This window comes from Nocardia acidivorans NBRC 108247 (genome assembly GCF_001625085.1).
In the GTDB taxonomy this organism is placed as follows: domain Bacteria; phylum Actinomycetota; class Actinomycetes; order Mycobacteriales; family Mycobacteriaceae; genus Nocardia; species Nocardia acidivorans.
Map to the genome: position 1 here is coordinate 17,388 of NZ_BDAW01000022.1, position 23,619 is coordinate 41,006.

At 66.5% G+C, this 23,619-nt stretch carries 26 protein-coding genes and 1 pseudogene; 12 read left to right on the forward strand and 15 right to left on the reverse strand.

All coding sequences use genetic code 11. The features are described 5' to 3' along the window. Positions 1 to 65 precede the first annotated feature (65 nt). From NA10_RS39150 to NA10_RS13365, 4 genes are all read left to right on the forward strand, one after another. Entirely contained in the window at positions 66 to 191 is a 126-nt protein-coding gene (locus NA10_RS39150; protein ID WP_281180172.1) for a hypothetical protein, read from the forward strand. 134 nt (positions 192 to 325) lie between these two features. Continuing rightward, positions 326 to 1,060, forward strand: a complete 735-nt coding sequence (gene pyrH, locus NA10_RS13355; RefSeq protein ID WP_067567919.1) for a UMP kinase — start codon at positions 326 to 328, stop codon at positions 1,058 to 1,060. Between the two features lie 36 nt (positions 1,061 to 1,096). After that, positions 1,097 to 1,654 carry a ribosome recycling factor gene (frr, locus tag NA10_RS13360; protein ID WP_067567921.1) on the forward strand — a complete coding sequence of 186 codons (558 nt, stop codon included), beginning with the start codon at positions 1,097 to 1,099 and terminating at the stop codon, positions 1,652 to 1,654. 447 nt (positions 1,655 to 2,101) lie between these two features. Beyond that, complete coding sequence (locus NA10_RS13365) at positions 2,102 to 2,935, forward strand: phosphatidate cytidylyltransferase (RefSeq protein WP_067568102.1); 834 nt, start codon at positions 2,102 to 2,104, stop codon at positions 2,933 to 2,935. 261 nt (positions 2,936 to 3,196) lie between these two features. On the opposite strand, the gene NA10_RS13370 is transcribed toward NA10_RS13365, so the two are convergent. After that, a complete protein-coding gene (locus NA10_RS13370) occupies positions 3,197 to 3,520 on the reverse strand; it encodes a LapA family protein (protein ID WP_084514597.1) in 324 nt (107 codons plus the stop codon). A 174-nt stretch (positions 3,521 to 3,694) separates the two neighbouring features. Here NA10_RS13370 and rlmN point away from each other — a divergent pair, with 174 nt between their 5' ends. After that, positions 3,695 to 4,807, forward strand: coding sequence for a dual-specificity RNA methyltransferase RlmN (rlmN, locus tag NA10_RS13375; protein ID WP_067567925.1), 1,113 nt, complete (start codon positions 3,695 to 3,697; stop codon positions 4,805 to 4,807). 337 nt (positions 4,808 to 5,144) lie between these two features. Here the strand turns inward: rlmN and NA10_RS13380 are convergent, their stop codons facing one another. The 4 genes and pseudogenes from NA10_RS13380 to NA10_RS35535 form a co-directional block, all read right to left on the reverse strand. After that, a complete protein-coding gene (locus NA10_RS13380) occupies positions 5,145 to 5,567 on the reverse strand; it encodes a type II toxin-antitoxin system VapC family toxin (protein WP_067567927.1) in 423 nt (140 codons plus the stop codon). Then, positions 5,564 to 5,881, reverse strand: coding sequence for a type II toxin-antitoxin system Phd/YefM family antitoxin (locus tag NA10_RS13385; protein ID WP_067567929.1), 318 nt, complete (start codon positions 5,879 to 5,881; stop codon positions 5,564 to 5,566). The genes NA10_RS13380 and NA10_RS13385 overlap by 4 nt, the downstream gene beginning before the upstream one ends. Positions 5,882 to 5,903: 22 nt before the next feature. Then, positions 5,904 to 6,164 carry an NAD-dependent epimerase/dehydratase family protein gene (locus NA10_RS39500; protein ID WP_373862371.1) on the reverse strand — a complete coding sequence of 87 codons (261 nt, stop codon included), beginning with the start codon at positions 6,162 to 6,164 and terminating at the stop codon, positions 5,904 to 5,906. A 16-nt stretch (positions 6,165 to 6,180) separates the two neighbouring features. Further along, positions 6,181 to 6,366, reverse strand: a pseudogene (locus NA10_RS35535) (IS256 family transposase); the annotation flags it as partial. Between NA10_RS35535 and NA10_RS13390 the strand changes: the two are divergent. After that, positions 6,353 to 6,991 carry a DUF8817 family protein gene (locus tag NA10_RS13390; protein ID WP_067567931.1) on the forward strand — a complete coding sequence of 213 codons (639 nt, stop codon included), beginning with the start codon at positions 6,353 to 6,355 and terminating at the stop codon, positions 6,989 to 6,991. The pseudogene NA10_RS35535 and the gene NA10_RS13390 overlap by 14 nt on opposite strands. Positions 6,992 to 7,079: 88 nt before the next feature. Here the strand turns inward: NA10_RS13390 and NA10_RS13395 are convergent, their stop codons facing one another. Next, positions 7,080 to 7,880: an SDR family oxidoreductase gene (locus NA10_RS13395; RefSeq protein ID WP_281180174.1), complete on the reverse strand. Its 801-nt coding sequence runs from the start codon at positions 7,878 to 7,880 to the stop codon at positions 7,080 to 7,082. A gap of 13 nt (positions 7,881 to 7,893) precedes the next feature. Beyond that, positions 7,894 to 8,397, reverse strand: coding sequence for a nuclear transport factor 2 family protein (locus NA10_RS13400; RefSeq protein ID WP_067567933.1), 504 nt, complete (start codon positions 8,395 to 8,397; stop codon positions 7,894 to 7,896). 118 nt (positions 8,398 to 8,515) lie between these two features. Here NA10_RS13400 and NA10_RS13405 point away from each other — a divergent pair, with 118 nt between their 5' ends. Further along, a complete protein-coding gene (locus NA10_RS13405) occupies positions 8,516 to 9,373 on the forward strand; it encodes a LysR family transcriptional regulator (RefSeq protein WP_067568106.1) in 858 nt (285 codons plus the stop codon). A gap of 96 nt (positions 9,374 to 9,469) precedes the next feature. On the opposite strand, the gene NA10_RS13410 is transcribed toward NA10_RS13405, so the two are convergent. The 6 genes from NA10_RS13410 to NA10_RS13435 form a co-directional block, all read right to left on the reverse strand. After that, positions 9,470 to 12,577: an ATP-binding protein gene (locus NA10_RS13410; protein WP_067567934.1), complete on the reverse strand. Its 3,108-nt coding sequence runs from the start codon at positions 12,575 to 12,577 to the stop codon at positions 9,470 to 9,472. Next, the gene (locus tag NA10_RS13415; RefSeq protein ID WP_067567935.1) at positions 12,574 to 13,188 is read right to left on the reverse strand and encodes a hypothetical protein; all 615 of its coding nucleotides are present in this window, start codon (positions 13,186 to 13,188) and stop codon (positions 12,574 to 12,576) included. Before NA10_RS13415 ends, NA10_RS13410 begins: the two co-directional genes overlap by 4 nt. Before the next feature lie 22 nt (positions 13,189 to 13,210). Beyond that, a complete protein-coding gene (locus tag NA10_RS13420) occupies positions 13,211 to 14,077 on the reverse strand; it encodes a hypothetical protein (RefSeq protein ID WP_067567937.1) in 867 nt (288 codons plus the stop codon). Positions 14,078 to 14,263: 186 nt separating this feature from the next. Then, positions 14,264 to 15,265 (reverse strand): Gfo/Idh/MocA family protein, encoded by a 1,002-nt coding sequence (locus tag NA10_RS13425; RefSeq protein WP_067567939.1) that lies wholly within the window; start codon positions 15,263 to 15,265, stop codon positions 14,264 to 14,266. Then, complete coding sequence (locus NA10_RS13430) at positions 15,265 to 15,861, reverse strand: TetR/AcrR family transcriptional regulator (RefSeq protein WP_067567941.1); 597 nt, start codon at positions 15,859 to 15,861, stop codon at positions 15,265 to 15,267. Before NA10_RS13430 ends, NA10_RS13425 begins: the two co-directional genes overlap by 1 nt. Then, complete coding sequence (locus tag NA10_RS13435) at positions 15,858 to 16,220, reverse strand: DUF1304 domain-containing protein (RefSeq protein WP_067567943.1); 363 nt, start codon at positions 16,218 to 16,220, stop codon at positions 15,858 to 15,860. Before NA10_RS13435 ends, NA10_RS13430 begins: the two co-directional genes overlap by 4 nt. Positions 16,221 to 16,782: 562 nt before the next feature. Here NA10_RS13435 and NA10_RS13440 point away from each other — a divergent pair. After that, positions 16,783 to 17,484, forward strand: a complete 702-nt coding sequence (locus NA10_RS13440; protein WP_067567945.1) for a DUF8020 domain-containing protein — start codon at positions 16,783 to 16,785, stop codon at positions 17,482 to 17,484. 264 nt (positions 17,485 to 17,748) lie between these two features. Next, a complete protein-coding gene (locus NA10_RS13445) occupies positions 17,749 to 18,393 on the forward strand; it encodes a DUF8020 domain-containing protein (RefSeq protein WP_067567947.1) in 645 nt (214 codons plus the stop codon). Positions 18,394 to 18,477: 84 nt separating this feature from the next. Here NA10_RS13445 and NA10_RS13450 read toward each other — a convergent pair whose 3' ends face one another. Beyond that, on the reverse strand, positions 18,478 to 18,786 hold the full coding sequence (locus NA10_RS13450) for a hypothetical protein (protein ID WP_067567949.1): 309 nt from the start codon (positions 18,784 to 18,786) through the stop codon (positions 18,478 to 18,480). Positions 18,787 to 18,907: 121 nt separating this feature from the next. After that, positions 18,908 to 19,192 carry a DUF2631 domain-containing protein gene (locus tag NA10_RS13455; RefSeq protein WP_067567951.1) on the reverse strand — a complete coding sequence of 95 codons (285 nt, stop codon included), beginning with the start codon at positions 19,190 to 19,192 and terminating at the stop codon, positions 18,908 to 18,910. A 158-nt stretch (positions 19,193 to 19,350) separates the two neighbouring features. Here NA10_RS13455 and dxr point away from each other — a divergent pair, with 158 nt between their 5' ends. The 3 genes from dxr to NA10_RS13470 all read left to right on the forward strand — a co-directional run bounded on the left by dxr (position 19,351) and on the right by NA10_RS13470 (position 23,610). Beyond that, positions 19,351 to 20,490: a 1-deoxy-D-xylulose-5-phosphate reductoisomerase gene (gene dxr, locus NA10_RS13460; protein WP_067567953.1), complete on the forward strand. Its 1,140-nt coding sequence runs from the start codon at positions 19,351 to 19,353 to the stop codon at positions 20,488 to 20,490. Between the two features lie 23 nt (positions 20,491 to 20,513). Then, positions 20,514 to 21,716 carry a M50 family metallopeptidase gene (locus NA10_RS13465; protein WP_067567955.1) on the forward strand — a complete coding sequence of 401 codons (1,203 nt, stop codon included), beginning with the start codon at positions 20,514 to 20,516 and terminating at the stop codon, positions 21,714 to 21,716. A gap of 163 nt (positions 21,717 to 21,879) precedes the next feature. After that, positions 21,880 to 23,610: a TerD family protein gene (locus NA10_RS13470; protein ID WP_245677187.1), complete on the forward strand. Its 1,731-nt coding sequence runs from the start codon at positions 21,880 to 21,882 to the stop codon at positions 23,608 to 23,610. The last annotated feature ends 9 nt before the right edge of the window (positions 23,611 to 23,619 follow it).

Here is a 23,619-nt window from a genome sequence, read left to right on the forward strand (position 1 = left end):
TTCGCCGTTTCCGTCCCAGCAGCATCGCCGTCGAGCACGAGCTGGAGCTCTTCCAATTGCGCCCGGTGGAGAACCCGAGCCTGCTCATGGTGGTGCGGGTTCCGACCGGGGAGATCGCGACCGCGCGCATCGCGACTCTGCTGGCCGGTGCGCGGGTTTCGCCGAATGTCACGAATTCGGGCACGGTATAGAGGGTCGCCGCACCGTCGTACCCGCGCGTGGTGCAGGATAGACAGAAGTTTGTTGCCGTCCCGTGTGGATTCCTGCGCCGGGATGGTCTTTTCATGTGCGTGGTTACGCATCACCGCCGAGGACAAGGAGACCGATGACGGACCCGGATACGGCCCCCGACCGCAAGGGCTATCGCCGAGTGCTCCTCAAGCTGGGTGGCGAGATGTTCGGTGGTGGCAAGGTCGGTCTCGATCCCGATGTCGTGCAGGCGGTTGCCGAGCAGATCGCCGAGGTCGTCGAGGATGGTGTCCAGGTCGCCGTGGTCATCGGTGGCGGCAATTTCTTCCGCGGTGCGGAGCTCGAGGAGCGCGGGATGGAACGCGCCCGCTCCGATTACATGGGCATGCTCGGCACCGTGATGAACAGTCTTGCGCTGCAAGACTTTCTGCAGAAGCAGGGCATCGACACCCGCGTGCAGACCGCCATCACCATGGGTCAGGTCGCCGAACCGTATCTTCCGTTGCGCGCCAAGCGGCATCTGGAGAAGGGCCGCGTGGTGATCTTCGGTGCGGGGATGGGCATGCCGTACTTCTCCACCGACACCACCGCCGCGCAGCGCGCGCTGGAGATCGGCGCGGAGGTGGTGTTGATGGCCAAGGCCGTCGACGGTGTCTTCAATGCCGATCCGCGCGAGGATCCCAATGCCACCATGTTCACCGAGATCACCCATAAAGAGGTGCTCGAACAGGGTTTGAAGGTGGCCGACGCCACCGCGTTCAGCTTGTGTATGGACAACCAGATGCCGATGCTGGTGTTCAATTTGTTGACGAAGGGCAATATCGCCCGTGCGGTCGCCGGTGAGAAGATCGGCACGCTGGTCCGTTCGTGACCACCGAAGAACGAATGACGCTGTGGAGGAAACGCCGTGATTGAAGAAGCGCTCTTCGACGCCGAGGAAAAGATGGAGAAGGCTGTCTCGGTGGCGAAGGACGACCTGGGTTCCATTCGGACCGGTCGCGCGAATCCGGGCATGTTCTCCCGGGTGGTCGTGGACTACTACGGGTCGCCCACACCCATCACCCAGATCTCCAGCATTAGCGTGCCGGAGCCGCGCATGGTGATCATCAAACCGTATGAGGCGTCGCAGTTGAATGTCATCGAGACCGCGATTCGCAACTCGGATCTGGGTGTGAATCCCACCAACAACGGCGACATCATCCGGGTGTCCATCCCGCAGCTCACCGAGGAGCGGCGCCGGGAGATGGGTAAGCAGGCGCGCTCCAAGGGTGAGGACGCCAAGATCTCCATCCGCAATGTGCGCCGCAAGGCCATGGATGAGCTGGGCCGCATCCAGAAGGATGGCGAGGCGGGTGAGGACGAGGTCGGTCGCGCCGAGAAGGATCTCGACAAGACCACCGCCCGGTACGTCTCGCAGATCGACGAACTGGTCAAGCACAAGGAAGCCGAGCTGCTCGAGGTCTGACGGCCGCGCGGGCGCTTCGAATCCCGGTACGGCGGCTCGGCATCTGGCACGGACGGTCGGCGGCGCCGACCGGGGGTAGGGACGAACGGACGACAAGTGAGCGACAGGACAATCGTGGCCGAAGAAACTGCCGCCCCCGGTGCGGTGACGCCGCCCCGGGAGGGCACCGCGGGGTCGGTGCCCGCCACACCGGGTGCGCCCGGGTCCGAGTCGAGTACCGGCGGGGGAGCGCGGGACGCGGAATCGCAGGGCGCTGCTGGTGCGCGGATCCCCGCCGGATCGCACACCCCGGCCGGTTCTCCGGGTGTGGGTGGATCGGACACCCCGGCTGATGCGTCGGCCGCGGGTGGAGCCGAGTCCACGGGATCGGATGCCGCGGGTGCGTCGGCCGGTCCGCGGTCGGCCAATGCCCCGGGCGTCGAGTCCGGCACCGCCGATTCGCCATCCATCCCCGCCGTCCCCGCATCGAAAGCGGGCCGCAACCTGCCCGCTGCCCTCGGCGTCGGATTCGGTCTGGGTCTGTCGCTCATCGCGATCCTGCTCTTCGCCCCGAAGATCCTGATCGGCGTCATCGCCGCCGCCGTCGCGGTCGCCACCTGGGAGGTCGCCAAGCGCCTGCGCGAGGCCGATGTCCTGGTCCCGCGCATCCCGCTGCTGCTGGGCGGCCAGGCCGTCATCTGGCTGGCCTGGCCCTTCGGCCCGCAGGGCGTTCTCGGCGCGTTCGGCGCGACCGCCCTGACGGTCATGGTGTGGCGCCTGTTCGACCACGGCCTGCGCGCCACCCCGCGAAACTATTTGCGCGACACCGCGATCAGCCTGTTCACCCTGTCCTGGATTGCGCTGCTGGCCGCCTTCGCCGTCCTCATGCTGACCGAGGACGACGGCAATCTGCGCGTGCTGACCTTCATGATCCTGGTCGTCTGCTCCGATGTCGGCGGCTATGTCGCGGGCGTGCTGTTCGGCAAGCACCCGATGGTCCCGCACATCAGCCCGAAGAAGTCCTGGGAGGGCTTCGGCGGTTCCCTGGTCTTCTGCGTCATCGGCGGCCTGCTCACCGTAACCCTGCTGCTGCAAGCCAATTCGATGATCGGCGTCCTGCTGGGCGTGGCCCTGGTGCTGGTCGCCACCAGCGGCGACCTGATCGAATCCCAGGTGAAACGCGAACTCGGCATCAAGGATATGGGCACCCTGCTGCCCGGCCACGGCGGCATCATGGACCGCCTGGACTCCATGCTCCCCTCCGCCTTCGTGGCCTGGCTTGTGCTGACCGCCCTGCTCTGAAGCCCGGGTTCGCGGGGCCGGATCACGCGATCGTCCAGGTCATTCCGAATGTGCGGGCCGCGTTCAGGAATTCGGCGGCGTCGAACATCTCGCCACATGGCTGAGCACGATCTTGTCGACCGAGCCGAATCGTCGCGCGCCGAGTTCGGCGAGCAGGTCGCCGAAATGCCCGCCTCGGTGCGGTCAAGTGCGAATACGGTACTGCCACAGGGCAGTACCGTAGGTCCGCGGACGAGTTGGTGCGCGCGGGGGTGTGAGCGGTCAGGTGTTCTTCTTGGCGGCACGGCGCAACTGCAGGATGCGGTAGCCGCCGACCAGGGCCGTGCCCAGCGCTCCGGCGACAACCGACAGCAGGACCAGGACGCCGATGGGCAGGTTCCAGTTCCAGGCGAAGAAGGAGACTTCGGACTGGTCGAGGTTCTGCAGGATGAAGATCAGCACGACGATCCCGAGCAGCGCGGCGATGACGAGGCCGATCCAGGCGTAGCCGGCGCGGGTTTTGAGGACGCCCTGGCCCTTGTGCTTGGTGTTCGGCGTATTCGGGGTCGGCTCCGACCCTGCGGTCGGTGCGGCGTCAGCGGTCATAGCTTGATCATTGCCGATTGTTATGACCGTTGCACGCATATTGCCGCTTATCAGCTCTATGTCGTTTCGCTGGCTGTTAGCCGGGCCACGGTCGGCGGGATCACGGCGAATGTGATGAGCGCATCGCACCCCGCACGCCCGAAACGGCTGTTCGGATGGAACACTGGACGGGTTATGACTGCCATCCCCGTGCCCCTCGTGTTCGACGCCCCTCGCCGTGGCCTGCCGCCCCGGCATCTCGCCGACCTCGATCCGCAGGAACGCAAGGCGGCTGTCGAGGAGCTCGGGCTCCCCAAATTCCGCGCCGATCAGATCGCGCGCCAGTACTACGGCCGCCTGGTCGCCGATCCGGCCTTGATGACCGATCTGCCCGAGGCCATGCGCGCCAAGGTCGGCGAGGCATTGTTCCCGCCACTGCTCACCGAGGTGCGGCATGTGGTCTGCGATGACGGCAGCACCCGCAAGACGCTGTGGCGTGCGGGTGACGGCACGCTCCTGGAGAGCGTCCTGATGCGCTACCCCGACCGCAACACCCTCTGCATCTCCAGCCAGGCGGGCTGCGGTATGGCCTGCCCGTTCTGCGCCACCGGCCAGGCGGGCCTGACCCGCAACCTGTCCACCGCCGAAATCGTCGACCAGGTCCGTGCCGCCGCGGCCTCCCTGCGCGACGGCGTGGTACCCGGTGGTCCCGGCCGCCTCTCCAACATCGTCTTCATGGGTATGGGCGAACCTCTGGCGAACTATAAGCGGGTGGTAAATGCGGTGCGCCGCATCACTTCTCCGGCCCCCGACGGCTTGGGTATCTCTCAACGCAGCGTCGTCGTCTCGACCGTCGGCCTGGCCCCCGCCATCCGCAAACTCGCCGACGAAGACCTCTCGGTGACCCTCGCGGTCTCCCTGCACACTCCCGACGACGAACTCCGCGACACCCTGGTCCCGGTCAACAACCGCTGGCCCATCGCCGAAGTCCTGGACGCCGCAAGGTATTACGCCGACAAGTCCGGCCGCCGCGTGTCGATCGAATACGCCTTGATCCGCGACATCAACGACCAGCCTTGGCGTGCAGACCTTTTGGGTAAGAAGCTCCACAAGGCCCTGGGCTCCCGCGTGCACGTCAACGTCATCCCGCTGAACCCCACTCCGGGCAGCAAGTGGGACGCCAGCCCCAAGTCCGCGGAACGCGAATTCGTCCGCCGCGTCAACGAACAGGGCGTCCCCTGCACCGTCCGCGACACCCGAGGACAGGAAATCGCCGCAGCCTGCGGCCAACTCGCCGCGGAAGGTTAAATCGGCCCGGTGCGGAAGATAAATCAGGCGGCGAATTCCCGAAGGTGAATCGCCGCCTGGGTCGTGTCCCTGCTCTGGACCCTTTTCCCTGATCGCACACCGCGATCGTCGCCGGGCGAGACAACCGTCGGAAGCTCCGGGGTTTGTTCACCTCGCGGGATGGAAGTACGGATGGCCGAAGTGGGTTCGACTCTGCAATCCGCGGCCGGAACTCGCCTCAATCGGCTTCGAGACAGGCCAGTCCATCGGTAGAAGCGTTTGTAGAGCGGTGGTCACGGGCTCGAAACCTATCGAGGTGGAATTCGTAATGTTTGGCCGCGCGGGCAGGTGAGCCTCGTCAACGGTTGTCCGGATGTGTGACAGCGCAGACGGTGAGCAGGTCGGCGAGGTCGGCGAAGTCATCCGGGTTTACCGTGAATAGCGGGAGCCCGTGCACCGACGCGATCGCTGCGATCATGAGATCTATCCTGCGGGGCTTGGGATTTCGGCCTGCGTCCAATACCGCCGCGACGATGTTGCCGAAACGTCGGGCCGTCCGAGTATCGAATGGCAACGGGTCGAACAGTGCCTCAGCGTTTTGCAGGCGCTCGATTCGCCTTGCACGCTCGGCCGTGTCCTTGGCGTAGTGCGGCCCGGCAGCCAGCTCGGCCATGGTGACCGAACTGACCATCAGCTCGCTCGGCAGTTCCTGCGGATCGAGGCCGTCGATCAGAATGATGACGTTGGTATCGACCAGGCCGCGCTCTGGCTTGTCCGTCATTCGACTGTCCCGGATTCGAATTCGCCCCGGCGGTAAGCACGGTCATATGGGTCGTACAGCGAATCATCGATCGATCCGGCGATGTCTTGCTGCCAATCCTGCTGCACAGCGAGCCCGACGAAGGCAGCAATGACTTCCTCGCGCGGCACGGCGATCCGCCGGTTGGCGCGGCGATGGGGAATTAGGTCCGCCACTGGCGAACCATCCACGGTGATGGTGTACCCCTGGCCTGCCCGTACCTCGCGCAGGACCTGGCTGGCATTGTTGCGCAACTGCCGTTGGGGGATCTCCGGAAGCTCGGCGGGCGAGGTCATAACAGCAGCGTACGCCCACGTGCTACGGCGATGCTACGGATTTCCTACAGCGTCCTTGACGCGCCTCGGGCAGCTGCGGCGGCTCGGACGGGTTTCGGGATTCAGCGACATACCTGAGTGCCCGGCCGAGTGTGGTGGGGCCTCGCAGGAGCTGTCGTACAAAGTGCGATCCGATGAACCCGGCTCCGCCGGTGACCAGAACCTTATGAGGGCGTGCCTTCGATGGACGGACAACGTGAGCCGGAAATCGTAGCGGCCGAGAGGTTTTGAGATATTGTCCAATCCTGGATCGATAAGTTTCAGGCGATCTCCGTTCGGGTGGTTTCGGCTGGTGTGGCGGGGTTGTGTCGCGGGGGGCGTTCGAGCAGCTTGCCCTTGTGGAACAGCGCGCCGGCGCGGACTAGGGCGGCGAGTTCGGGCGCATCGACCTTGCGCCAGCGGGTCTGTGCGGCCTCAATCAGCTGGTAGGCCATGGCGATTCCCGCCGTGACGCACGAGCAGACTCGGCCCTACGGTTACGGCGTGATCGAACGAGACGGCTGCCAGGTGCACTTCGGGCCGGTGCCCGCAGGGGCGGGGAGTGCGGAATCCGCGCGCGTGGGTTGCCTGGTGATCATCGACGACGCCGAGCGCTGGCACACGGAATTCAGTGCGAGCCTGCGAAATCGATATGGCCGCGTACCCAGGACCGGCATCCCTCGGATCACTCGATTCCGGCCCGGCCAGACGCGCTTCACAGTGGTCGATCCGGCCGGCAACTCGATCATCTACATTGAGCGCGGCGAGCCCGATTTCGACTACGGCGGCTCCCGCGACCTGAGCGGTCTGGCAAGAGTTTTGGACAATGCCCGCATCCTGAAGGACTTCAAGACCGACGATCGGGCCGCGGCGAAGGTGCTCGAGGTCGGCCTGCGGCGTTTCGCGCAGACCGCTACAGCCGTCGAACGCAAACGCGCCTTGGCCATGCTCACCGAGATCTATATCGCCGCAGGCGATTCCGAACGCGTGGCCGGAGCTCGAGGTGAGCTCGCCGCGCTGGAGTCATCCGAGGCCGACCCCGTCAATATCAGCACCGAGCCGCTCGATATGCCGACACCGCCGCTGGGCTGACGGCGGGTCGACGCGTCCCGCACATTGCTTTCGCCTCGCTGCCAGGCTTCTAGTGGGCAGGCCTGACGCCCTTGCCTGAGCGAGACGCTCAATGGTCGCCGGTAGGTCGTGTGCGGGTGGTCAACCAGTCGCTGTAGCGGGTTGATGCCAGGCGCGCGGCCGGTCCGGCGGTGAGGGTGCCGTCGGGTGCCAGAGCGAAGGGCCCGGCCTCGGGATCGGTACGGACCGTGCGATGGTCGCCGGTTGCGATGAGGGTCATTCGGGCGATCCGGTCCAGACCCAACACCTCTGGGCCTGCGATGTCGACAGTGCCGTCGAGCGCTGGGGCGGAGGCGATTTCGGCGATAAGTTGTGCCGCGTCGGTCGCGGCGATCGGCTGCAGGCGCGTGGCGGGTAGCCGGACGGTATTCGCATCGGCTGTCCAGGAGAAGATTTCATCGAGGTATTCGAAGAACTGGGTGGCGCGCACGATCGAGTACGGGATAGGTCCTGCTGCGAACAGCTTCTCCTGCAAGGCTTTTGCCCGATAATAGCCTAGATCGGGCGCCTGATCGACACCGACTATCGACAGCAGGACCAGATGGCCCACGCCCGCTCGATGCGCAGCTGTCTGCAGATTGCCGACAGTGGTTCGGAAGAAGTCTGCCGCGCTATCGTCGGGTATCGGCGCCTGGGTGGCGTCGATCGCAACGTCGATCCCGGCGAGTGCCTCGGCGAGTCCATCGCCGGTGAACAGGTCGATGCCGGTGGATCGCGACAGCGCCGCCGCGTCGTGCCCTGCCGCCGACAACGCCGCCACGATGTGCGCGCCGATGAGGCCGGTGCCGCCCAGGACTGCGATCCGCAACGGTCGTTTCTGTTGTGTCACAGTCAAATTCGTGGAATTCATCAGGAGAGTCCCTTCAGGCGAAGATGGCGGAGGGGTCGCCGGTGAACCAGATGTTGTCGATGCGCATCCGGGAGATGAGCCATCGGTCGCCGTCACGCCGCAGTTCGAGTTCGTAGGGGTTCTTCAATAGAGCGTGGACCGATGGGTCGGTGGTGAGCAGGTGCTGGGCCTCCACGAGTGCGGTCATGGTCGCGACATCGCCGTCGATGCTGATGCGGGGATTGGTGACCTGGTGGGTGGTGTTCACCCGGTCGGCGAACATGGCCAGAATCGTGGTGACGATGGTGTCGCGGCCGCTCATCACCGGTGGAGTGCCACCCCAGCGGGCCGCGGCGGGCCGGAAGTCCAGCTCGGCGTCGGGGGTGAACGCGGAGGCGAACAGCTCGGGATCCTTGGTGTCCTGTCCGAGGCCGAACCGGTACAGGGCGTCGGTGATCTCGGCGCGGTCGCGCAGCTCCGCGACGACCGCGGCGAGATCGGCCGACGATGCATGCAACGCGTATGGGGTGGTGCTCACTGCAACTCCTCGTATCGACGGTGTGGGGTCGTGGTTTTCACTCTGCTACCACGGCGAGTGGCGAACAACGCGCCTTTGCGCCACGATCGTTACGCGAGACTTAACGATGGAGTGGTTGATGATCGAACGGCATGAGGTGGAAACCCTGCTGACCCTGGCCGAGGAGCTGCACTTCGGACGCACCGCGGAGCGGCTGCGGGTGTCGACGGCGCGGGTCAGCCAGACCGTGCGCAAGCTGGAGCGTCGTGTCGGAGTGCCGTTGTTCCAGCGCACCAGCCGCCGAGTCGAACTCACTCCGGTCGGGCGGCAACTGACCGAGGAACTGCGCCCCGCCCGGGATGCGATGGCAGCCGCGCTGCGGCGGGCCGTCGATGCCGGGCGCGGCCTCACCGGTGAGCTGCGAGTGGGTTTCGTCGGCCCGGCCGCGGCGCAATTGCTGATCGGCGTCACCGCGGAATTCCGTCGGCGGCTCCTCGACTGCGAGGTCCGCATCCGCGAAGCACAGCCTGCCGAAATCGCGGAGTGGTTGCGGCAGGGCGATATCGACGTGGGTCTGTGCGCATTCACCGATACCGCACCGGATTTGGCGCGCAGTCCGGTACTGATCCGGGAGGCCGCCGTTCTCGCGGTCGGCACCAGCCATCGGTGGGCGCACCGACGCGAGATACCCGTCGCGGAACTGGCCGACACACCCGTGATCCGCCTGGTCGGTACCGTCACACCGGAGACCGATCAACGACCGGGCCCCTCCGCGGCCACCCTGCAGGAGGCGCTGGCCCTCGTCGGATTCGGGCAGGGCGTGCTGCCGATCGGCGCGCACGCTCAGCGCTACCATGCTCGACCCGACCTCACCTACCTGCCGCTGCGTGACACACCGCCGCTGGAATGGGGACTGGTCTGGTCGGCCGAGCACACCACCGCCCGCATCCGCGCCTTCGTCGACGCCGCCCTCAGCTACACCGGCAATGGGCTTTGAACCCTGGTCACCGGCCGGCCAGTTCGGTCAACACGACATGCGGCGAAACAGGAGGTTCACGACCCCCGGCCTCGCGGTGGGATCGGCGGGGCGAGCCTACCGGGGCTCGCGACGCGCCCGCTCGAGTACTTCCTCTTCGGTCAATGCGCTGTCGCCGTGGTGGCTCAGGCACATGAGCGTCGCGAGTTTGCCGAAGGCGATCCCCTCGGTGCTGCCGTAGAACCGGCCGGTGGACAGCCGTGAGATGTCTTCCACCTGGCCGCCTTTGGCGCGGGCCAACTCCTTCGCGGCTTGGATCTGCACGGATGCGTTGAGATGGCCGAAGAACTGCGTGGCGGCATTGCCGGTGATCATATTGTGCAGGCCCTTCGGCGCCTGGGTCGCGAATACCAGGCCGAGGCCGTACTTGCGGGCCTGGGCGGCCAGTTTGAGGGTGCTCTCGGTCGAGGCCTTCATACCGCTGGAGGGTGCGAAGGTCTGCGCCTCGTCCAGTACCAGCAGTCCGCCGAGTGGTCGGTCTCCGGCCGGGTTCTGCTTGATCCAGGCGAACAGCGCCAATTCCAGCTGATTCACGAAGGTTTGGCGCTGTTCCTCGGTGGCCAGGCCGATACAGCTGATCACCGAGATCCGAGCGTGTTTACCCGGGCTCGGCCGCAAGAGCGTTCCCGGGTCGAGTCGCTCACCGGCGCCGCCGAATACCGGATCGTTGATCATCGCCGCGCGCAGTTCATCGGCCATCGCGGTGGCCAGGGCGCTCGCGTTGCGAATGCTGCTGACCCCGTCGGGGAGATCGGCGAGCAGTTCGACGAAGGCGGTGAGTTCGGTGCCGCCACGCCGGGCGAAGTACCGCATCGCCTCGGTCAGCACCGCCGTGCCGGTGGGCAGCTTCCGGCTGGTCAGTCCGGTGCGCGGGAGCAGACCCGCGACCGAGGCGTCGACCGAGGTTCCGAACTCATCCGGATCATCCAGTACGCCACTGAAATCGGGCAGTGGATTGAGCGCGAGCGGGCGACCGGCCGCGCGCCGTGGTGTCCAGACCAGCACTTCGGTGCCGGCGAAATAGCGCTCGGCGCGCTCGGCGTCACCGCTGCCCCAGTGCTCGGGCGGCGTCGGCCAACGGTCACCCAGTTGGGCCAGGTCGTTGTTGGTATCGATCAGAATCGACGACACGCCGTGCAGCGCGGCCTCCTCCACCAGACGGCGCAGCAGGACAGTCTTTCCGGAGCCACTACCCGCGAACACCGCTGTGTGCTTTCGCAATTGCTTGAGCGGGACCTGGAAAGCATTGTCGCCTACGACATTACGGCCGATCAGAATCGACGGCGCGCCGGTGGCGATTCGGTCATAGAGCGGTGTACTCGGCTCGGACCCGGAAATCGGTTCCTCGCAGGGCGTTCCCGAATCCTGTTGTACGGCACTCGCTTCCGCATGCATCGCGGAGAGGAATCGGCCGAACAATTGTGATCCGCCGGCGGGTCTGCGCGCCATCAGCCAGCTGTGAAAATCCGCGGCACCCTCGGCCCACATGACTTCGAGGGCGGTGAACACCCGCAGATCCTCGGCTGATATCGGTACCGCGATACCCTGCGCCGCTTCGAATTCGGCCAATGTCGCGGTGGTGGCCTGCCCCGTGGAGAACGGCGTATTACGCAGGATCACCAGGTGGCGTCTGCCGGCCCCGGGCCCGATGCCCGCCTCCAGACAGGCCGATCGCAGACGCGTGAGCACGGCCGTATGGTGACTGTGTGAGATGGCTCGGAAGCTCCAGTGCTCCTGGTCCTCGGTGGCTTCGTCCAAAGTTCGGCGCAGCCGTGCGTGTAGTGCGGGCTGCACCATATTCTGCGGATCGACGGTGAGTTCGATCCCGCTGCCCGCCCGCTCCCGGACAAAGCAGTGCAGCGCCGAGGTGAGAAGCGAAAACATGGCACCGTCTTCGAATTTCGGATTCAGCGGCCCGACCACATCGGCGTTCGCGCACAGTTTCGCGAAGCGATCGTCCAGTTCGGCGAAGTCCCCACCCGCGGCCGGTGCGGGCGGCGGCGTGATCGGGTGCGCACTCTCGGTGAACCCCTCCAATTCGACGATCGTGCGGGTGGCCAGGCACTGCTGCACGTGCTTCTCCACCTGTTGAAGCAGCCGTCGCGGGGTGAAGTGCGCGATCTGCGGATCCTCGAACGCCCGCGGCGCGACCGGCCAGGTGGGGAAGGGCGGCTCGAAACCGGCCTCCCCGTAAAGGTTTCCGAGGTGGCGTTCGACAATGGCCGATGCCACGGTGGTCGAGGGCATTGCCGTCGACAGTTCGAGCACCGTGAAGCGATCGGCGGCGGAGTTCACCGCGCGGGTGGCGATGAGCTCCCAGGATTTGGGAATGCACGCGGTGACGATCAGCGTGCGCACGGTCTCCTCACGCATCCGCATGAGTGCGTCGGCGAGCCCGTTCGCGAGATCGTCGCGCTCGGAATGCGCGGATTGTGCTATGACGGAGTCGATTTGATCGATCGCCAGCACCACCGGACCGGTGAGTGCGAACAGCCGAATCAGATCCCCGAAGATCAGCTGTGCGGTCCGGCTCCGCTCATGAAATCCCCAGACCACCCGATCCGCGTCGTCGAGCCCGCTCTCCAGCGTTAGAAAACTGTGCCCGATATCGCGGAACGCCCTGGCCTGAAACAACACCAGGGCGCGCAGGGTATCGCGGCACTGGAACGCAACCTCGGCATCGAGTTCGGTGAAGCGGTCGATGAATTCGTCGAGGGCGGATCGGCTCAACGGTAAGTTGCCGCGTAGTCGCATCCGCAGCTCCCGGCCGCATCCGGTGCGCTGACAGAGACCGTCGAGCATCGGAATCAGCTGGCCGCCATCGGATCCCAGTAGCTGGGCGACGATTCCGTGTACCGCGCCCGCCCAGAACGATCGACCGTCGATCAGCTTGGGCATGAAGAACGCGCCACCGCGGTCCTGAACGTGCTGTCGTATCCAGCCGAGCATATGGGTCTTGCCGACACCGTGTTCGCCGCTCAGCACCAATCCGGTCGGTGTGCTGAGTGGTCGGATCTCGGCCGCGTACACGGCCCGGGTGATCGCCTCCACGGCTTCCCGGTGCAGGCCGTCGACGTGATAGGTGAGGGGGCTCCACACCTGGTTCGGGGTGACCGCGCTGCTGAACTGGATCAATGAGAGCGCGTGCCGCTGCTCCTCATTCACCGTGCGGCCTCGATGGTGAGCAGATGTCGTGGCGTCCCGCCCAGAACGACCGCGGCCTCGAGATCCTGTGCGGTGAGCGTCTTCTGATCCGCTTCGGCGCGCACGTGGATGTGACTGCGCCGGGCCAGCGCCTCCAGCGCCTGATCCACCTGTGCGCGCGGCACGCTGCCGAGCCGGTCCCGCAGCTCCGCCAGCCGCAGCGGAGTTCCACGCCCCCTGGTCAATTCGGCGTATGCCGCCTCCACCTGGCTCGCCACATCCGGCCGGAAGATATCGGCCAGGGCGAGCTCGCTGTCGTCCAGATATCGCCGCAGCCCGGCCAGTACCGCGTACAGCGCGCCGCCGGCCGAGCCCGAGCGCTCGGGACGTGCGCGGGAGAGCTCCGCATCGCACCAGACCGCGCCGCGGTCGGAAAGTTCGTGGACGAAGGCCCTTTTCACCATGGTGCTGGTGACCAAACCGAGTTCATTGAGGCGGCGGCGGTTCTTCCCGTCGAGCTTGATCCCGGCGACGGCGTACAGCTCGGCATTGGTCAACTCGCGGGCCTCGGCCATGAGTACCAGCAGTGCGTACCGCTCGCTCGCGGTCAGTCGCTCTTCGGAATTGTCCATTTCTGTTCCTTCTTCGCCGTGGTCAGGTTCGTGGTTCCTTGAGCACAGTGAATCCGCCTGTGCCGTAGGTGATTCCGTGTGCTCTGTTGGTACGGGTAAGTGAGCCTCGCGCGCGGACGGTCCGTCCGTCTCGGTGCGCCGCCAGCGCGTCGGAATAGTCGTGGTCATCCGCGAGCAAAACCGTGACCGGGCGTGATCGCTCTATTTCGGCGCCGTCGACGGTGAGCGCACCCCGGACCTTGACGCGCCGGCGGATACCCGATCGATCATCGGACAGGCCGACTATCTGCCCGCGCACCTCACCGAAGGCGTTCTCGGGCAACGGCTCCGGGGCGGCTCGCACCAGTGTCCGGATGCGCGGTGCGGCCCCGCGTGCGAAGCGGACGCATTCGTCGGTGCGTCCTTCGAGCCAGGACCGGTGGAAATTGAGCTCGAACGGTGTCAGGTGGTCCGGTCCGGTCAGTTCGGCGAGCGCGAGGCCCTCACCCCGGGCAATGTCGAGTGTTGTGAGTGCATCGATGTCGCTCGGCTGCTCCGAACTCGCCCGTTGCGGCGCGGTCGAGACGCGCAGCACCCGCAACGCTGTCCGCCGCCCTGGCTGATCGGTGTCGATCGAGTCGGCGGGGAACGAAACAGCTAGTCCGAGCACACCTTCGCCCGATGTGAGGAGCGTTCGTGCCAGCAGCGCCCGCGCGGCCTCGGGATCGCCACCGCGAGCGGGCGGCCCGGTTTCGCCGAGCACTTCGCCGGCACTAGCGGTGATGAGATGGCGAACGGCGAGCACCACGTGTGCGCCCCCGGCCAGGGTTACCGCGGCGTCCTCGGCTCGGTAGGCCAGCGTGTCCACCGCGGTGGTCGGCGCCGAACTTGCCCTGATGATTACGCGCATCGAGCACCGCGCCCTCCCTGCCCACACCGACCCCCGTAACCGACGACCACATCACTGTAGCCATCGGTCGGCAATGTGCCCCGGTTTCGGTGAAGTTACCGGCTGTGCAAGTAGCTCAACGGTTTTCGAATTTCGCGCGGCCTCTTTCGCCGGTGGATTTGCTCGACCGGTCGGTCCGCGATCCGTTCAGCTGGGCTGGCGCAGCGGGAGTCCCGCGGCCGTGTAGATGGCGTCGATGACGGTCATGGTGGCGACCGAATCCTCGGGTGGGGTTTTGACTGGTTCGCCGCGTAGGACGGCGGCGGCGAAGGCGTCGAGTTGGTAGGCGTAGGTGGGGCGGTGGGTGAAGCGTTCGGTGCGTTTTCCGCGGGCGGAGCGGACGGTCAGGCGGTGCGGGAGTTGGGGGGCGATGGGGTTGAGGATGTGGAGTTCACCCTGGTCGCCTATGACGCGGGCGCTGACGCGCAGGATGTCGGAGGACCACATGGAGCAGCGGATGGTTCCGGTGTGGCCGCCGGGGAAGCGGAGGTCGGCGCGCATGGCGCGGTCGATGCGGGGGTCGCGGACTTTCGCCTGTGCCGCGGTGACTTCGGGGGTTTCGCCGCCGAGTACGCGGGCCATGTGGACGGCGTAGCAGCCCGCGTCCATGAGCGCGCCGCCCGCCAGGTCGTAGTTGTAGCGGATATCGGAGAACCGGGGCAGGGGGAAGCAGAACGCGGTGTCGACGCGTTGAAGGGTGCCCAATTCGCCCGAGGCGATGATGTTTTCGGCCGCCAGGGTGAGCGGGTGGTAGCGGTAGTGGAAGGCTTCCATCACCACGCGATCGGAATCCTTTGCCAGGTCCGCGATTTCGCGGGCTTCGGCGGCATTGGCGGTGAAGGGCTTCTCGCACAACACGTGTTTGCCGGCGGCGAGGGCGGCCCGAGTCCACTTGCCGTGCAGGCCATTCGGCAGCGGAATGTAGACGGCGTCGATATCGGGTGCGGTGACCAGTGCGTCGTAGTCGTCGTAGACCTGGGCGATGCCGTGCTTTTTCGCATAGGCCCGGGCGCGCTCGATGTTTCGGGCGGCGACCGCCGCGACGACGACCTCCGGATTCGATTTCGCCGGGTTGATCAGGGCGGCGGGTGTGATACGCGCCGCGCCGAGGATGCCGATGCGCAGCGGTGCGATCGCGGGTTCATTCATCAGGCCACCGTAACCGGTGCCGGTCCGCCGCGGGGAGGTGGCGAGGTGCGGTGCAGTGCGATCAGCAGTCGCCATACCCGCGCCGCGACCGCGTCCGCGTCGGCGTCGATCAGGCCGTGCATCCAGTCGGCCAGCACACCGGTGAAGGTGCCCGCCACCGCGGAGGCGATCAGCTCGGCGTCGGGAGCGTTGAGCAGCAGCCGTTCCCGTCTGGAGCGCTCGCGCAGCTCGCGATGGAGCAGTTCGCCCAGCGGCCCGGAACCGCCGGGGCGCAACAGAGTTAGATACAGCGCGGCACTCCGTTCGATGACCCGGAAGAAGCCGAGCAGCGCGCCCGGCGGTGCTTCGGGATCGGGGAGGCCGCGCCAGGCGTGCAGCGCCTCCACCCCCTCGCGCACCACTTCCGCGCAGGCATCCACGGCCAGCGTCTCCAGATCCGCGTAGTGCAGATAGAACGCACCCCGGCTCACCCGCGCCCGGCGCACCACCGCCGAGACGCTCACCTGCTCCAGCGGCCGCTCGGCGCACTCGTCGAAGAGCGCCTGCCGCAGCTTGCCGCGCGTGCGTTCGGCACGCGGGTCCTGCACCGCGCTCATCCGGCGATGAGAACCGCGGCCAGCGCCAGCGCACCCGGTAGGGCCTGTGCGAACAGAATCCGCCGATTGGCGGTGGCCGCACCGTAGAGACCCGCGACCACCACGCAGCTGGTGAAGAACACCAGCACGCCCCGCCCGGCGTCACCGCCCATGATCAACCCCCACACCAGCCCGGCCGCCAGAAACCCGTTGTACAGCCCTTGATTCGCCGCCAGCGCCTTGGTTTCGGCCGCCAGCTCCGCATTGAATCCGGACAGCGCCCGCCCCGGCTTCTTGTCCCACAGGAACATCTCCAATACCAGGATGTATCCGTGCAGCACGGCCACCAGTGCCACCAATACCGCCGCGACGATCCCCATTGTGGACTCCTCCAGTAGTGAACAGTTGTTCAAAAAATATAGACAGTTGTTCATAATGGGAAGTAGACGTGCCGAACCCCACAGAACTCAGGTCGTGACGACCAGCTTTCCGAATGGCCAATCGCGAACGGGATGGGTTCGTCCGGGCGTCGATCATGGTGACCGGCACATGATTTCGCGCCGGACCGGCCACATCCCCGGAGCGCCCGGAGAACACCCGCACCTCGACCCGGAGTCCCGGCGCACCGGCATCCGCGCACCCCGCAGGTCCTGATAGCTCGGCTCGAGCAACTTGTCGGCGGCGGGCAGATTCAGCCACAACTGCGGGGTGCGCACCCCGCGGCCCTGCGAACGCGGTTTCCGCGTGCGGCTGTCGTCATGATCGGCCCTTCTCTCGGAACGGGACGTGCATCACAGGAAGCCATACTCAGTGATGTCCGCTATCAATACGCTTTCTTAGCTACCTATCAGTAACCGCTTCCTGGACACTTGACTAAGGCGCTCTAAAAGGCCGTGAATCCGAATCTCCGTCAGTGTTCGAGCAAGGAAAGCAATCGAAGTGATGAAGTTCAGCAAATTTGCCGCGACGTCGGCCCTGGTAATCGCGGCTCTCGGCATCAGCGCCGGAACTGTTCACGCCGCTCCCGCTCCCGCTCTCCCCGCCGCCCCCGACATCATCAATGGCCTCAATCAGGCGGTCGACGATCTCGTCCCGGCCATCCACTGGAATGCCGCCATCGAAGGCGATTCGGTCGTGCTGACCACCGACGCCGGCGCCATGACCACCAAGGACGACCAGTTCCAACTGCTGGACAACAAGGGCGGACTGGTCACCGCGTTCCCGCTCGGATTCGTCAAGGACGGCATGCGGTACCCGATCCACGCCGCGATCGACGGTCTGCGCGCGGTGCTGACCCCGGAGGTGACGCCGGCCGCCGCCCGTCCGGCCGATCTGGCCGTGCACGAGGTCGTGCAGCAGAAGGCGTTCGACGATGCCGTGTCGGCCGCGGGCTCGCAGTTCGGTGTCATCACCGCCGTCGGCACCCTGATCGGCACCCTCGTGGGCGGCGTCGCCGGTTGCGCCCTGGGCGCGTTCCTGGGCACCCCGGTGCTGCTGCCGGGTTGGGTCGGCGGCTGCTTCGCCGGCGCGCTGATCGGCATCCCCTTGGGCGCCGCGGCGGGCCTGGTGCTGACCGGCGTTCCGGCCGCGATCATCGTCGGCATCGGCTTCTTCCAGCGCATCAACGATCCGGCGAATCAGTAGTAGAACCCGCTCCGTACTACTACGGGCCCGTACCGATCCGAGGATTGGTACGTGCCCCTTGCTGTGCACTGAAGGTTTGCTTAAATCGGCCTGAAAAGACCGAATGAACATGAACTGTAACCGAAACGTGCTTGACGACCCATTGTCGCCATAGGCTGGCAACACCACGGCAACACATCAAAACGATGCTTCATCCCAGGTGCTCGACGAGGACCTGCTCCCCGAGACAGGGGTCCCGCCCGCTGCAGAAAGCGACGAGAAGTCATGCGTTTCAAGAAGTTCGCCGCCACCTCGGCTCTGGCCATCGCGGCCCTCGGCATCACCGCCGGCACCAGCTATGCCGCCCCCGCCGACGCCCCGGAGGCCGCGGCAATCCACTACGACGCCAAGATCGAAGGCGCGTCCGTGGTTCTGAAGACCGATATCGGCTCCCTGACCACCGAGGGCGATCAGTTCCAGGTGCGTGACCCGCAGGGCGGCCTGGTCACCGCCTTCCCGCTGAACTTCGTCAAGGACGGCCTGGCCTTCCCGATCGCGGCCCAGATCGACGGCAATACCGCCACGCTGACCCCGAATATGGATCCGGCCGTGGCCCACCCGGCCGATCTGCCGCTACGGAATGTCGCGAGCCAGGCCGATCAGGATGCCGCCTTCTCGGCCGCTTCCTCGCAGTTCGGTGTCATCACCGCCATCGGCACCATGGTCGGCACCCTCATCGGCGGTATCGGCGGCTGCGCCATCGGCGCGTTCCTGGGTACCCCGGTACTGCTGCCCGGTTGGATCGGCGGCTGCATGGCGGGCGCGCTGGTCGGCATTCCGCTGGGCGCCGCCGCGGGCCTGGTGCTGACCGGTGTTCCGGCCGCCATCGGCGTCGGCATCGGCTTCTTCAGCCGCATCTCGCAGCCGTAATCCGCTGCACCACAACAGCACAACAGACTTCGGGCCGGATCGCGCAAAGCGATCCGGCCCGAAGCCGCTGCGGATGTCCGAGGACTAGGACTGCGCGCACACACCGTTGAGGATGATGGTGGCGTTGCCGATGCTCGCCGCATCACCGTTCTTCAGCGCGTTCGCGTACTGCGCGATGGCGGTGCGCTCCTGGCCGCCGGCGTCGATGGCCAGCAGCTGGTCGGCCACGCGGACCTCGAGGTCGTGGTCGGGACCCAGGGCGGTCACGCCGCCCAGCACATCGGCGACCTGCGCGCAGGCGGGGGACTGGGCGGACGCGGTGCCGGCGGGCAGCACCAGCAGGGCGCCGACGGCCGACGCGGCCAGCAGGGTGGAGGGCAGAATCTTGCGCATACGTTCACTCCCGGAAAATCGTTGGCGGGTTTGCCGAGTCGAGTTTGCCTGATGTTCAAGGAGACACGACCACGGCCCCGCGAAAAACTTTGCGAGGCCGGGTATTAGCGCAGGTGAGGGCCTAGCGAGGCTTCTTGTGCAACAGCGAGTCGCGAATCAGGATGCCCGCGAGTCCGACCGCGAACACGAGCAGGAAGATGTATCCGGTGTTGCCGCTGCCCGATGACGCGCCCTGCGGGCCCTCGAAGAGCATGGCGAGCAGGATGACCACGACGACCCAGCCGGCGGTGCGGAAGGTACGGCGCGACTCACCACTCCAGCCCCACGCTGCCGACGGAACCTCGGCGGTGTCGACCTTGGTGACGACATCGGCGCTGTGGACGGATTCCAGTTCCGTGGCGGCCACTTTCGCTCCTTATAGGCTCGAATCGAATACTCGTCCATATCGTGGCATACGACCCAGCGTCGTAGCCAGCAGGGTGACGGCAGGGCGGCATGTCACACCGCACCCACCGCTCGGATGGGGGTGGCGACAGCCGATGACGGGCAAGGGAGAATGAACGGGTGTCCGACGTTGTGAAGGTTCTGCTGCTGGGCAGCACGGGTTCGATCGGTACCCAGGCGCTGGAGGTGATCGCCGCCAATCCCGACCGGTTCGAGGTGGTCGGATTGGCCGCGCGGGGTGGCAATACCGACTTGCTGGCGCAGCAGATCGCGGCCACGGGAACTCCGAACGTGGCGGTGGCGGATCCGGCCGCGGCGGCGAAACTCGGTGTGGCGCTGGCCGGTCCGGACGCGGCGACCGAATTGGTGCGGCGCACCGATGCCGATGTGGTGCTGAACGCACTGGTCGGGTCGCTCGGTTTGGAGCCGACCCTGGAGACGCTGCACTCCGGCCGCAGGCTCGCCCTCGCCAATAAGGAATCCCTGGTCGCGGGCGGCTCGCTGGTGACGCGCGCGGCCAAGCCCGGCCAGATCGTCCCGGTCGACTCCGAGCATTCCGCGCTGGCGCAATGCCTGCGGGGCGGCCGCGCCGAAGAGGTGCGGTCGCTGGTGCTCACCGCCTCGGGCGGCCCCTTCCGCGGCTGGACCGCCGAAATGCTCGAATCGGTGAATCCGGCCGAGGCCAAAACCCATCCGACCTGGTCCATGGGCCCGATGAATACGCTGAACTCGGCCTCGCTGGTGAACAAGGGCCTCGAACTGATCGAGACGCATCTGCTGTTCGGCGTGCCCTACGACCGCATCGAAGTGACCGTGCACCCGCAGTCGATCGTGCATTCCATGGTCACCTTCTACGACGGTTCGACACTGGCCCAGGCCAGTCCGCCGGATATGAAGCTGCCCATCGCGCTGGCCCTGGGCTGGCCGGACCGGGTGCCCGGCGCGGCCACCGCGTGCGATTGGACCACCGCCTCGACTTGGACCTTCGAACCGGTCGACAATGAGGTCTTCCCCGCCATCGACCTCGCGCGCCGGGCCGGTATGGCGGGCGGTTGCGTGACGGCGGTCTACAACGCCGCCAATGAGATAGCGGTGCAGGCGTTCCTGGACGGCCTGATCCGATTCCCCGAGATCGTGCGCACGGTCGCACGGGTCGTGGAGTCCGCCGACCGCTGGACCGCCGAACCCAGTACCTTGGACGAGGTGCTCGCGGCCGATACGTGGGCGCGAGAAACCGCGCGCACGATCGTGCGCGGCTGACTGCAGAAGGGTTCGATACCGCAATGGTCTACGCGATCGGCTTCGCACTGTTCGCCCTCGGTATCACCGTGTCGGTCGCGCTGCACGAATGCGGCCACATGTGGGCGGCGCAGGCGACCGGTATGAAGGTGCGCCGCTACTTCATCGGCTTCGGCCCGAAGGTGTGGTCCACCACGCGCGGTGAGACCGAATACGGCTTGAAGGCGCTGCCGCTGGGCGGTTTCTGCGATATCGCCGGTATGACCGCCTTGGACGAGCTCGATCCGGTGGATCTGGATCGGGCCATGTACCGGCAGAAGACCTGGAAGCGGATGGTCGTCATGTCCGGCGGCATCGTGATGAACTTCTTCCTCGGCTTCCTGCTCATCATGCTGCTCGCGGTGGTGTGGGGTCTGCCGCGTTTCGATCAGCCGCCCGCCACCCAGCTCGGTTCGATGAGCTGTGTGAAGGCGCAGAACCCCGATCTGTCGTACAGCCCGTGCACCGGCGACGGTCCGGCCCAGCGCGCGGGTCTGCGGCGCGGTGATCTGGTGACCGCGGTCAACGGCACACCGGTCAAGACCTGGGAGGAATTCACCTCGCAGACGCAGAAGCAGACCGGCCCCTTCACGTACACCATCAAGCGTGACGGCCAGACCCTCACCGTTCCGGTGACGCCCGAGCTGTCGGTGGTCTACTCGGAGAAGGACGGTACGCCCAAGACGGTCGGCAAGATCGGCGTCGGCCACGACCAGTACCTGCCCGTCAAACATGATTTCCTGGCGGCGATTCCGGCGTCGGCCGCGTTCACCGGTCAGATCGCGGTCCGCACGGTGCAATCGCTGGCGCAGATGCCCGCCAAGGTGGTCGACCTGTGGCATGCGGTCACCGGCGGCGAACGCGATCCGGAGACCCCGGTCTCGGTCTACGGCGCCAGCAAGATCGGTGGCGAGACCGCCGAGCACGGCCTGTGGTCGCTGTTCGTCCTGACCCTGGCGAGCCTGAACTTCTTCCTCGGCGCATTCAACCTGCTGCCGCTGCTGCCCCTGGACGGCGGACATATGGCCGTGGTCATCTACGAGAAGATCCGCAATGTGCTGCGCGGCCGCAAGGGTCTCCCCGACGGCCCGCCGGTCGACTATCTGAAACTGCTCCCGGCGACCTATGTGGTCGTGGTGGTCGGCGGCGCGTACATGATGCTGACCCTGGTCGCCGATATCGTGAACCCGGTCAAGCTCTTCCCCTGACCGATCGTGCCGATACTCCGGCGGCGCAGGCGTGTTGTCGGTCGCCGTGGGTAAGGTTGCTCCGGGGCAGTCGTTGAGCTCGGGGCGGGGATAACTGTCACCGAACTTCCTGGCGCAGTGGATGTCTCGACATTTTCTGGGCGAGAGAGAACGGTGTTGCGTCGTGGAATTGACGCGTGGAGCGAACGCGCCGGTGGGTGCGGCGGCGGTATCGCTGGTGCTGGAGTGGGGCGCGGGCCGCGAGGTGGATCCGCAGGCATTGCTGCTCGCCGCGAGCGGAAAGATCAGGGGCAATGACGATTTCGTCTTCTTCAACGCGCCCCGGCATCCCTCCGGCGCGGTGGTGCTGGAGGATGCCGGCGCCGGAAGGGCCACCCTGCGCCTGGCGCTGACGGCCATCGAACCCGGTGTCGACAAGGTCGTCATCGCGGGATCCGTTGAGCAGGGCTCATTTCGGGACGTCGACGATCTGACCCTCACCGTGCGCGATACCGGTGGCGTCCTGCTCCGCTACCCGCTGCACCAGTCCGATGCCGTGACCGCCATGGTGCTGGGCGAGTTCTATCGCCGCAACGGGGATTGGAAATTCCGCGCCGTCGGTCAGGGCTGGACCAGCGGATTGCGCGGCCTCGCAGAGGAATTCGGCGTGCAGGTCGACGATGAGCCGACCCAGCCACCCCTCGAATCGACTCCGCCCCCGACCGCGCCCTCACCGACTCCGCCACCGCTGTCACCGACTCCGCCACCGCTGTCGGCGGCTGTTCCGGCTCCGCGGCTTCCGGTCCCCGCTGCTCCCGCCGCCCCGGCGGCCTCCGATATTCCGGCCGGATGGTATTCCGTCCCAGGCGATTCCGCGCGGCTGCGCTGGTGGACCGGTGCGGTCTGGACCGAGGACTACCGGCCGTCGTTCCCCGCGAACGATCCCGCCACCTGTCCGCGCTGTGGTCGTCCCAGGCATGTGCCGCGCTTCGGCGGTCCCGCCGCCTGCCGCTGGTGTGAGACCGAGGTCAACGGTCTGCTGGAGGCGTGGCGCGGGCAGATGTGGCAGGTGCTGACCTCCGGCGGTCCGCACGGCCCGGCGTGGGAGCAGGTGTGGGGGCAGTTGCGCTTCCACATGATCAGCGAGGCCACCGGTCGCGAGGCGCTGCGCCCGCTGGCGGTGGCCCATCTCGAGCGGGTGGTGGCCTTCGCCTTCGCGGACGGTGAGATCGAGGAGAGCGAACTGGTCGATTTCGACCGGACCGTGGCCACCCTGCGGGCCGCCACCGATCTCGCCCAGGCCGCCCAGCACATCGAGGGCCTGCGTCAGCGCATGCTGCGCGGCCGGGCGCTGACCCAGGTCAAGGTCGGCGATCTACCCCTGATCGAGCGGCCCGGCCTGCACCTGGAGGCCGATGAACTGCTCTACCTGGATGTGAACGCCACCCAGATCCGCTATCTCGCCAACGGCCCCAAACAAACCCCGGGCCGCTTGATCGCCAGCAGTAAGAAGCTCCGCTTCGTCGGCGATACCGCGGGCACCGAGCTGCTCTGGACCAAGATGGTCGCCATTCGCCACGAGTACGACACCGTGGTGATCCAGGCCACCTCGGCACGCGGTGGCGGCAGCTACCGGGTGCCCGACGCCGAATACGTCGCGGCCATCCTCGAAGGCGCGCTGCGGGTGGCGAAACGTCTGGTGCTGGCCCCGGGCCAGCGGGATTCCCGCGCGGTTCCGCAGGATGTCAAGGCCCGTGTCTGGCAGCGCGACGGCGGTAAATGCCAGGAGTGCGGCGATAAGCAGTACCTGGAGTTCGACCACATCATCCCGTGGAGTCAGGGCGGCGCGACCAGTGTCGACAATCTCCAGATCCTGTGCCGCAAATGCAATCAGCGCAAAGGCGCTCGCATCTGATCCGGGTGT

What these genes read in the sequence shown, in the direction of transcription:
- NA10_RS13405 (WP_067568106.1), top strand. Translation starts at nt 8,516, where the DNA reads ATGATCGAACGGCATGAGGTGGAAACCCTGCTGACCCTGGCCGAGGAG.
- NA10_RS13430 (WP_067567941.1), bottom strand. Translation starts at nt 15,861, where the DNA reads ATGAGCGCGGTGCAGGACCCGCGTGCCGAACGCACGCGCGGCAAGCTG.
- NA10_RS13415 (WP_067567935.1), bottom strand. Translation starts at nt 13,188, where the DNA reads ATGGACAATTCCGAAGAGCGACTGACCGCGAGCGAGCGGTACGCACTG.
- NA10_RS13380 (WP_067567927.1), bottom strand. Translation starts at nt 5,567, where the DNA reads ATGACGGACAAGCCAGAGCGCGGCCTGGTCGATACCAACGTCATCATT.
- NA10_RS13465 (WP_067567955.1), top strand. Translation starts at nt 20,514, where the DNA reads ATGGTCTACGCGATCGGCTTCGCACTGTTCGCCCTCGGTATCACCGTG.
- pyrH (WP_067567919.1), top strand. Translation starts at nt 326, where the DNA reads ATGACGGACCCGGATACGGCCCCCGACCGCAAGGGCTATCGCCGAGTG.
- NA10_RS13370 (WP_084514597.1), bottom strand. Translation starts at nt 3,520, where the DNA reads ATGACCGCTGACGCCGCACCGACCGCAGGGTCGGAGCCGACCCCGAAT.
- NA10_RS13425 (WP_067567939.1), bottom strand. Translation starts at nt 15,265, where the DNA reads ATGAATGAACCCGCGATCGCACCGCTGCGCATCGGCATCCTCGGCGCG.
- NA10_RS13420 (WP_067567937.1), bottom strand. Translation starts at nt 14,077, where the DNA reads ATGCGCGTAATCATCAGGGCAAGTTCGGCGCCGACCACCGCGGTGGAC.
- NA10_RS13440 (WP_067567945.1), top strand. Translation starts at nt 16,783, where the DNA reads ATGAAGTTCAGCAAATTTGCCGCGACGTCGGCCCTGGTAATCGCGGCT.
- NA10_RS13390 (WP_067567931.1), top strand. Translation starts at nt 6,353, where the DNA reads ATGGCGATTCCCGCCGTGACGCACGAGCAGACTCGGCCCTACGGTTAC.
- NA10_RS13395 (WP_281180174.1), bottom strand. Translation starts at nt 7,880, where the DNA reads ATGAATTCCACGAATTTGACTGTGACACAACAGAAACGACCGTTGCGG.
- NA10_RS13385 (WP_067567929.1), bottom strand. Translation starts at nt 5,881, where the DNA reads ATGACCTCGCCCGCCGAGCTTCCGGAGATCCCCCAACGGCAGTTGCGC.
- rlmN (WP_067567925.1), top strand. Translation starts at nt 3,695, where the DNA reads ATGACTGCCATCCCCGTGCCCCTCGTGTTCGACGCCCCTCGCCGTGGC.
- NA10_RS13435 (WP_067567943.1), bottom strand. Translation starts at nt 16,220, where the DNA reads ATGGGGATCGTCGCGGCGGTATTGGTGGCACTGGTGGCCGTGCTGCAC.
- NA10_RS13450 (WP_067567949.1), bottom strand. Translation starts at nt 18,786, where the DNA reads ATGCGCAAGATTCTGCCCTCCACCCTGCTGGCCGCGTCGGCCGTCGGC.
- NA10_RS13445 (WP_067567947.1), top strand. Translation starts at nt 17,749, where the DNA reads ATGCGTTTCAAGAAGTTCGCCGCCACCTCGGCTCTGGCCATCGCGGCC.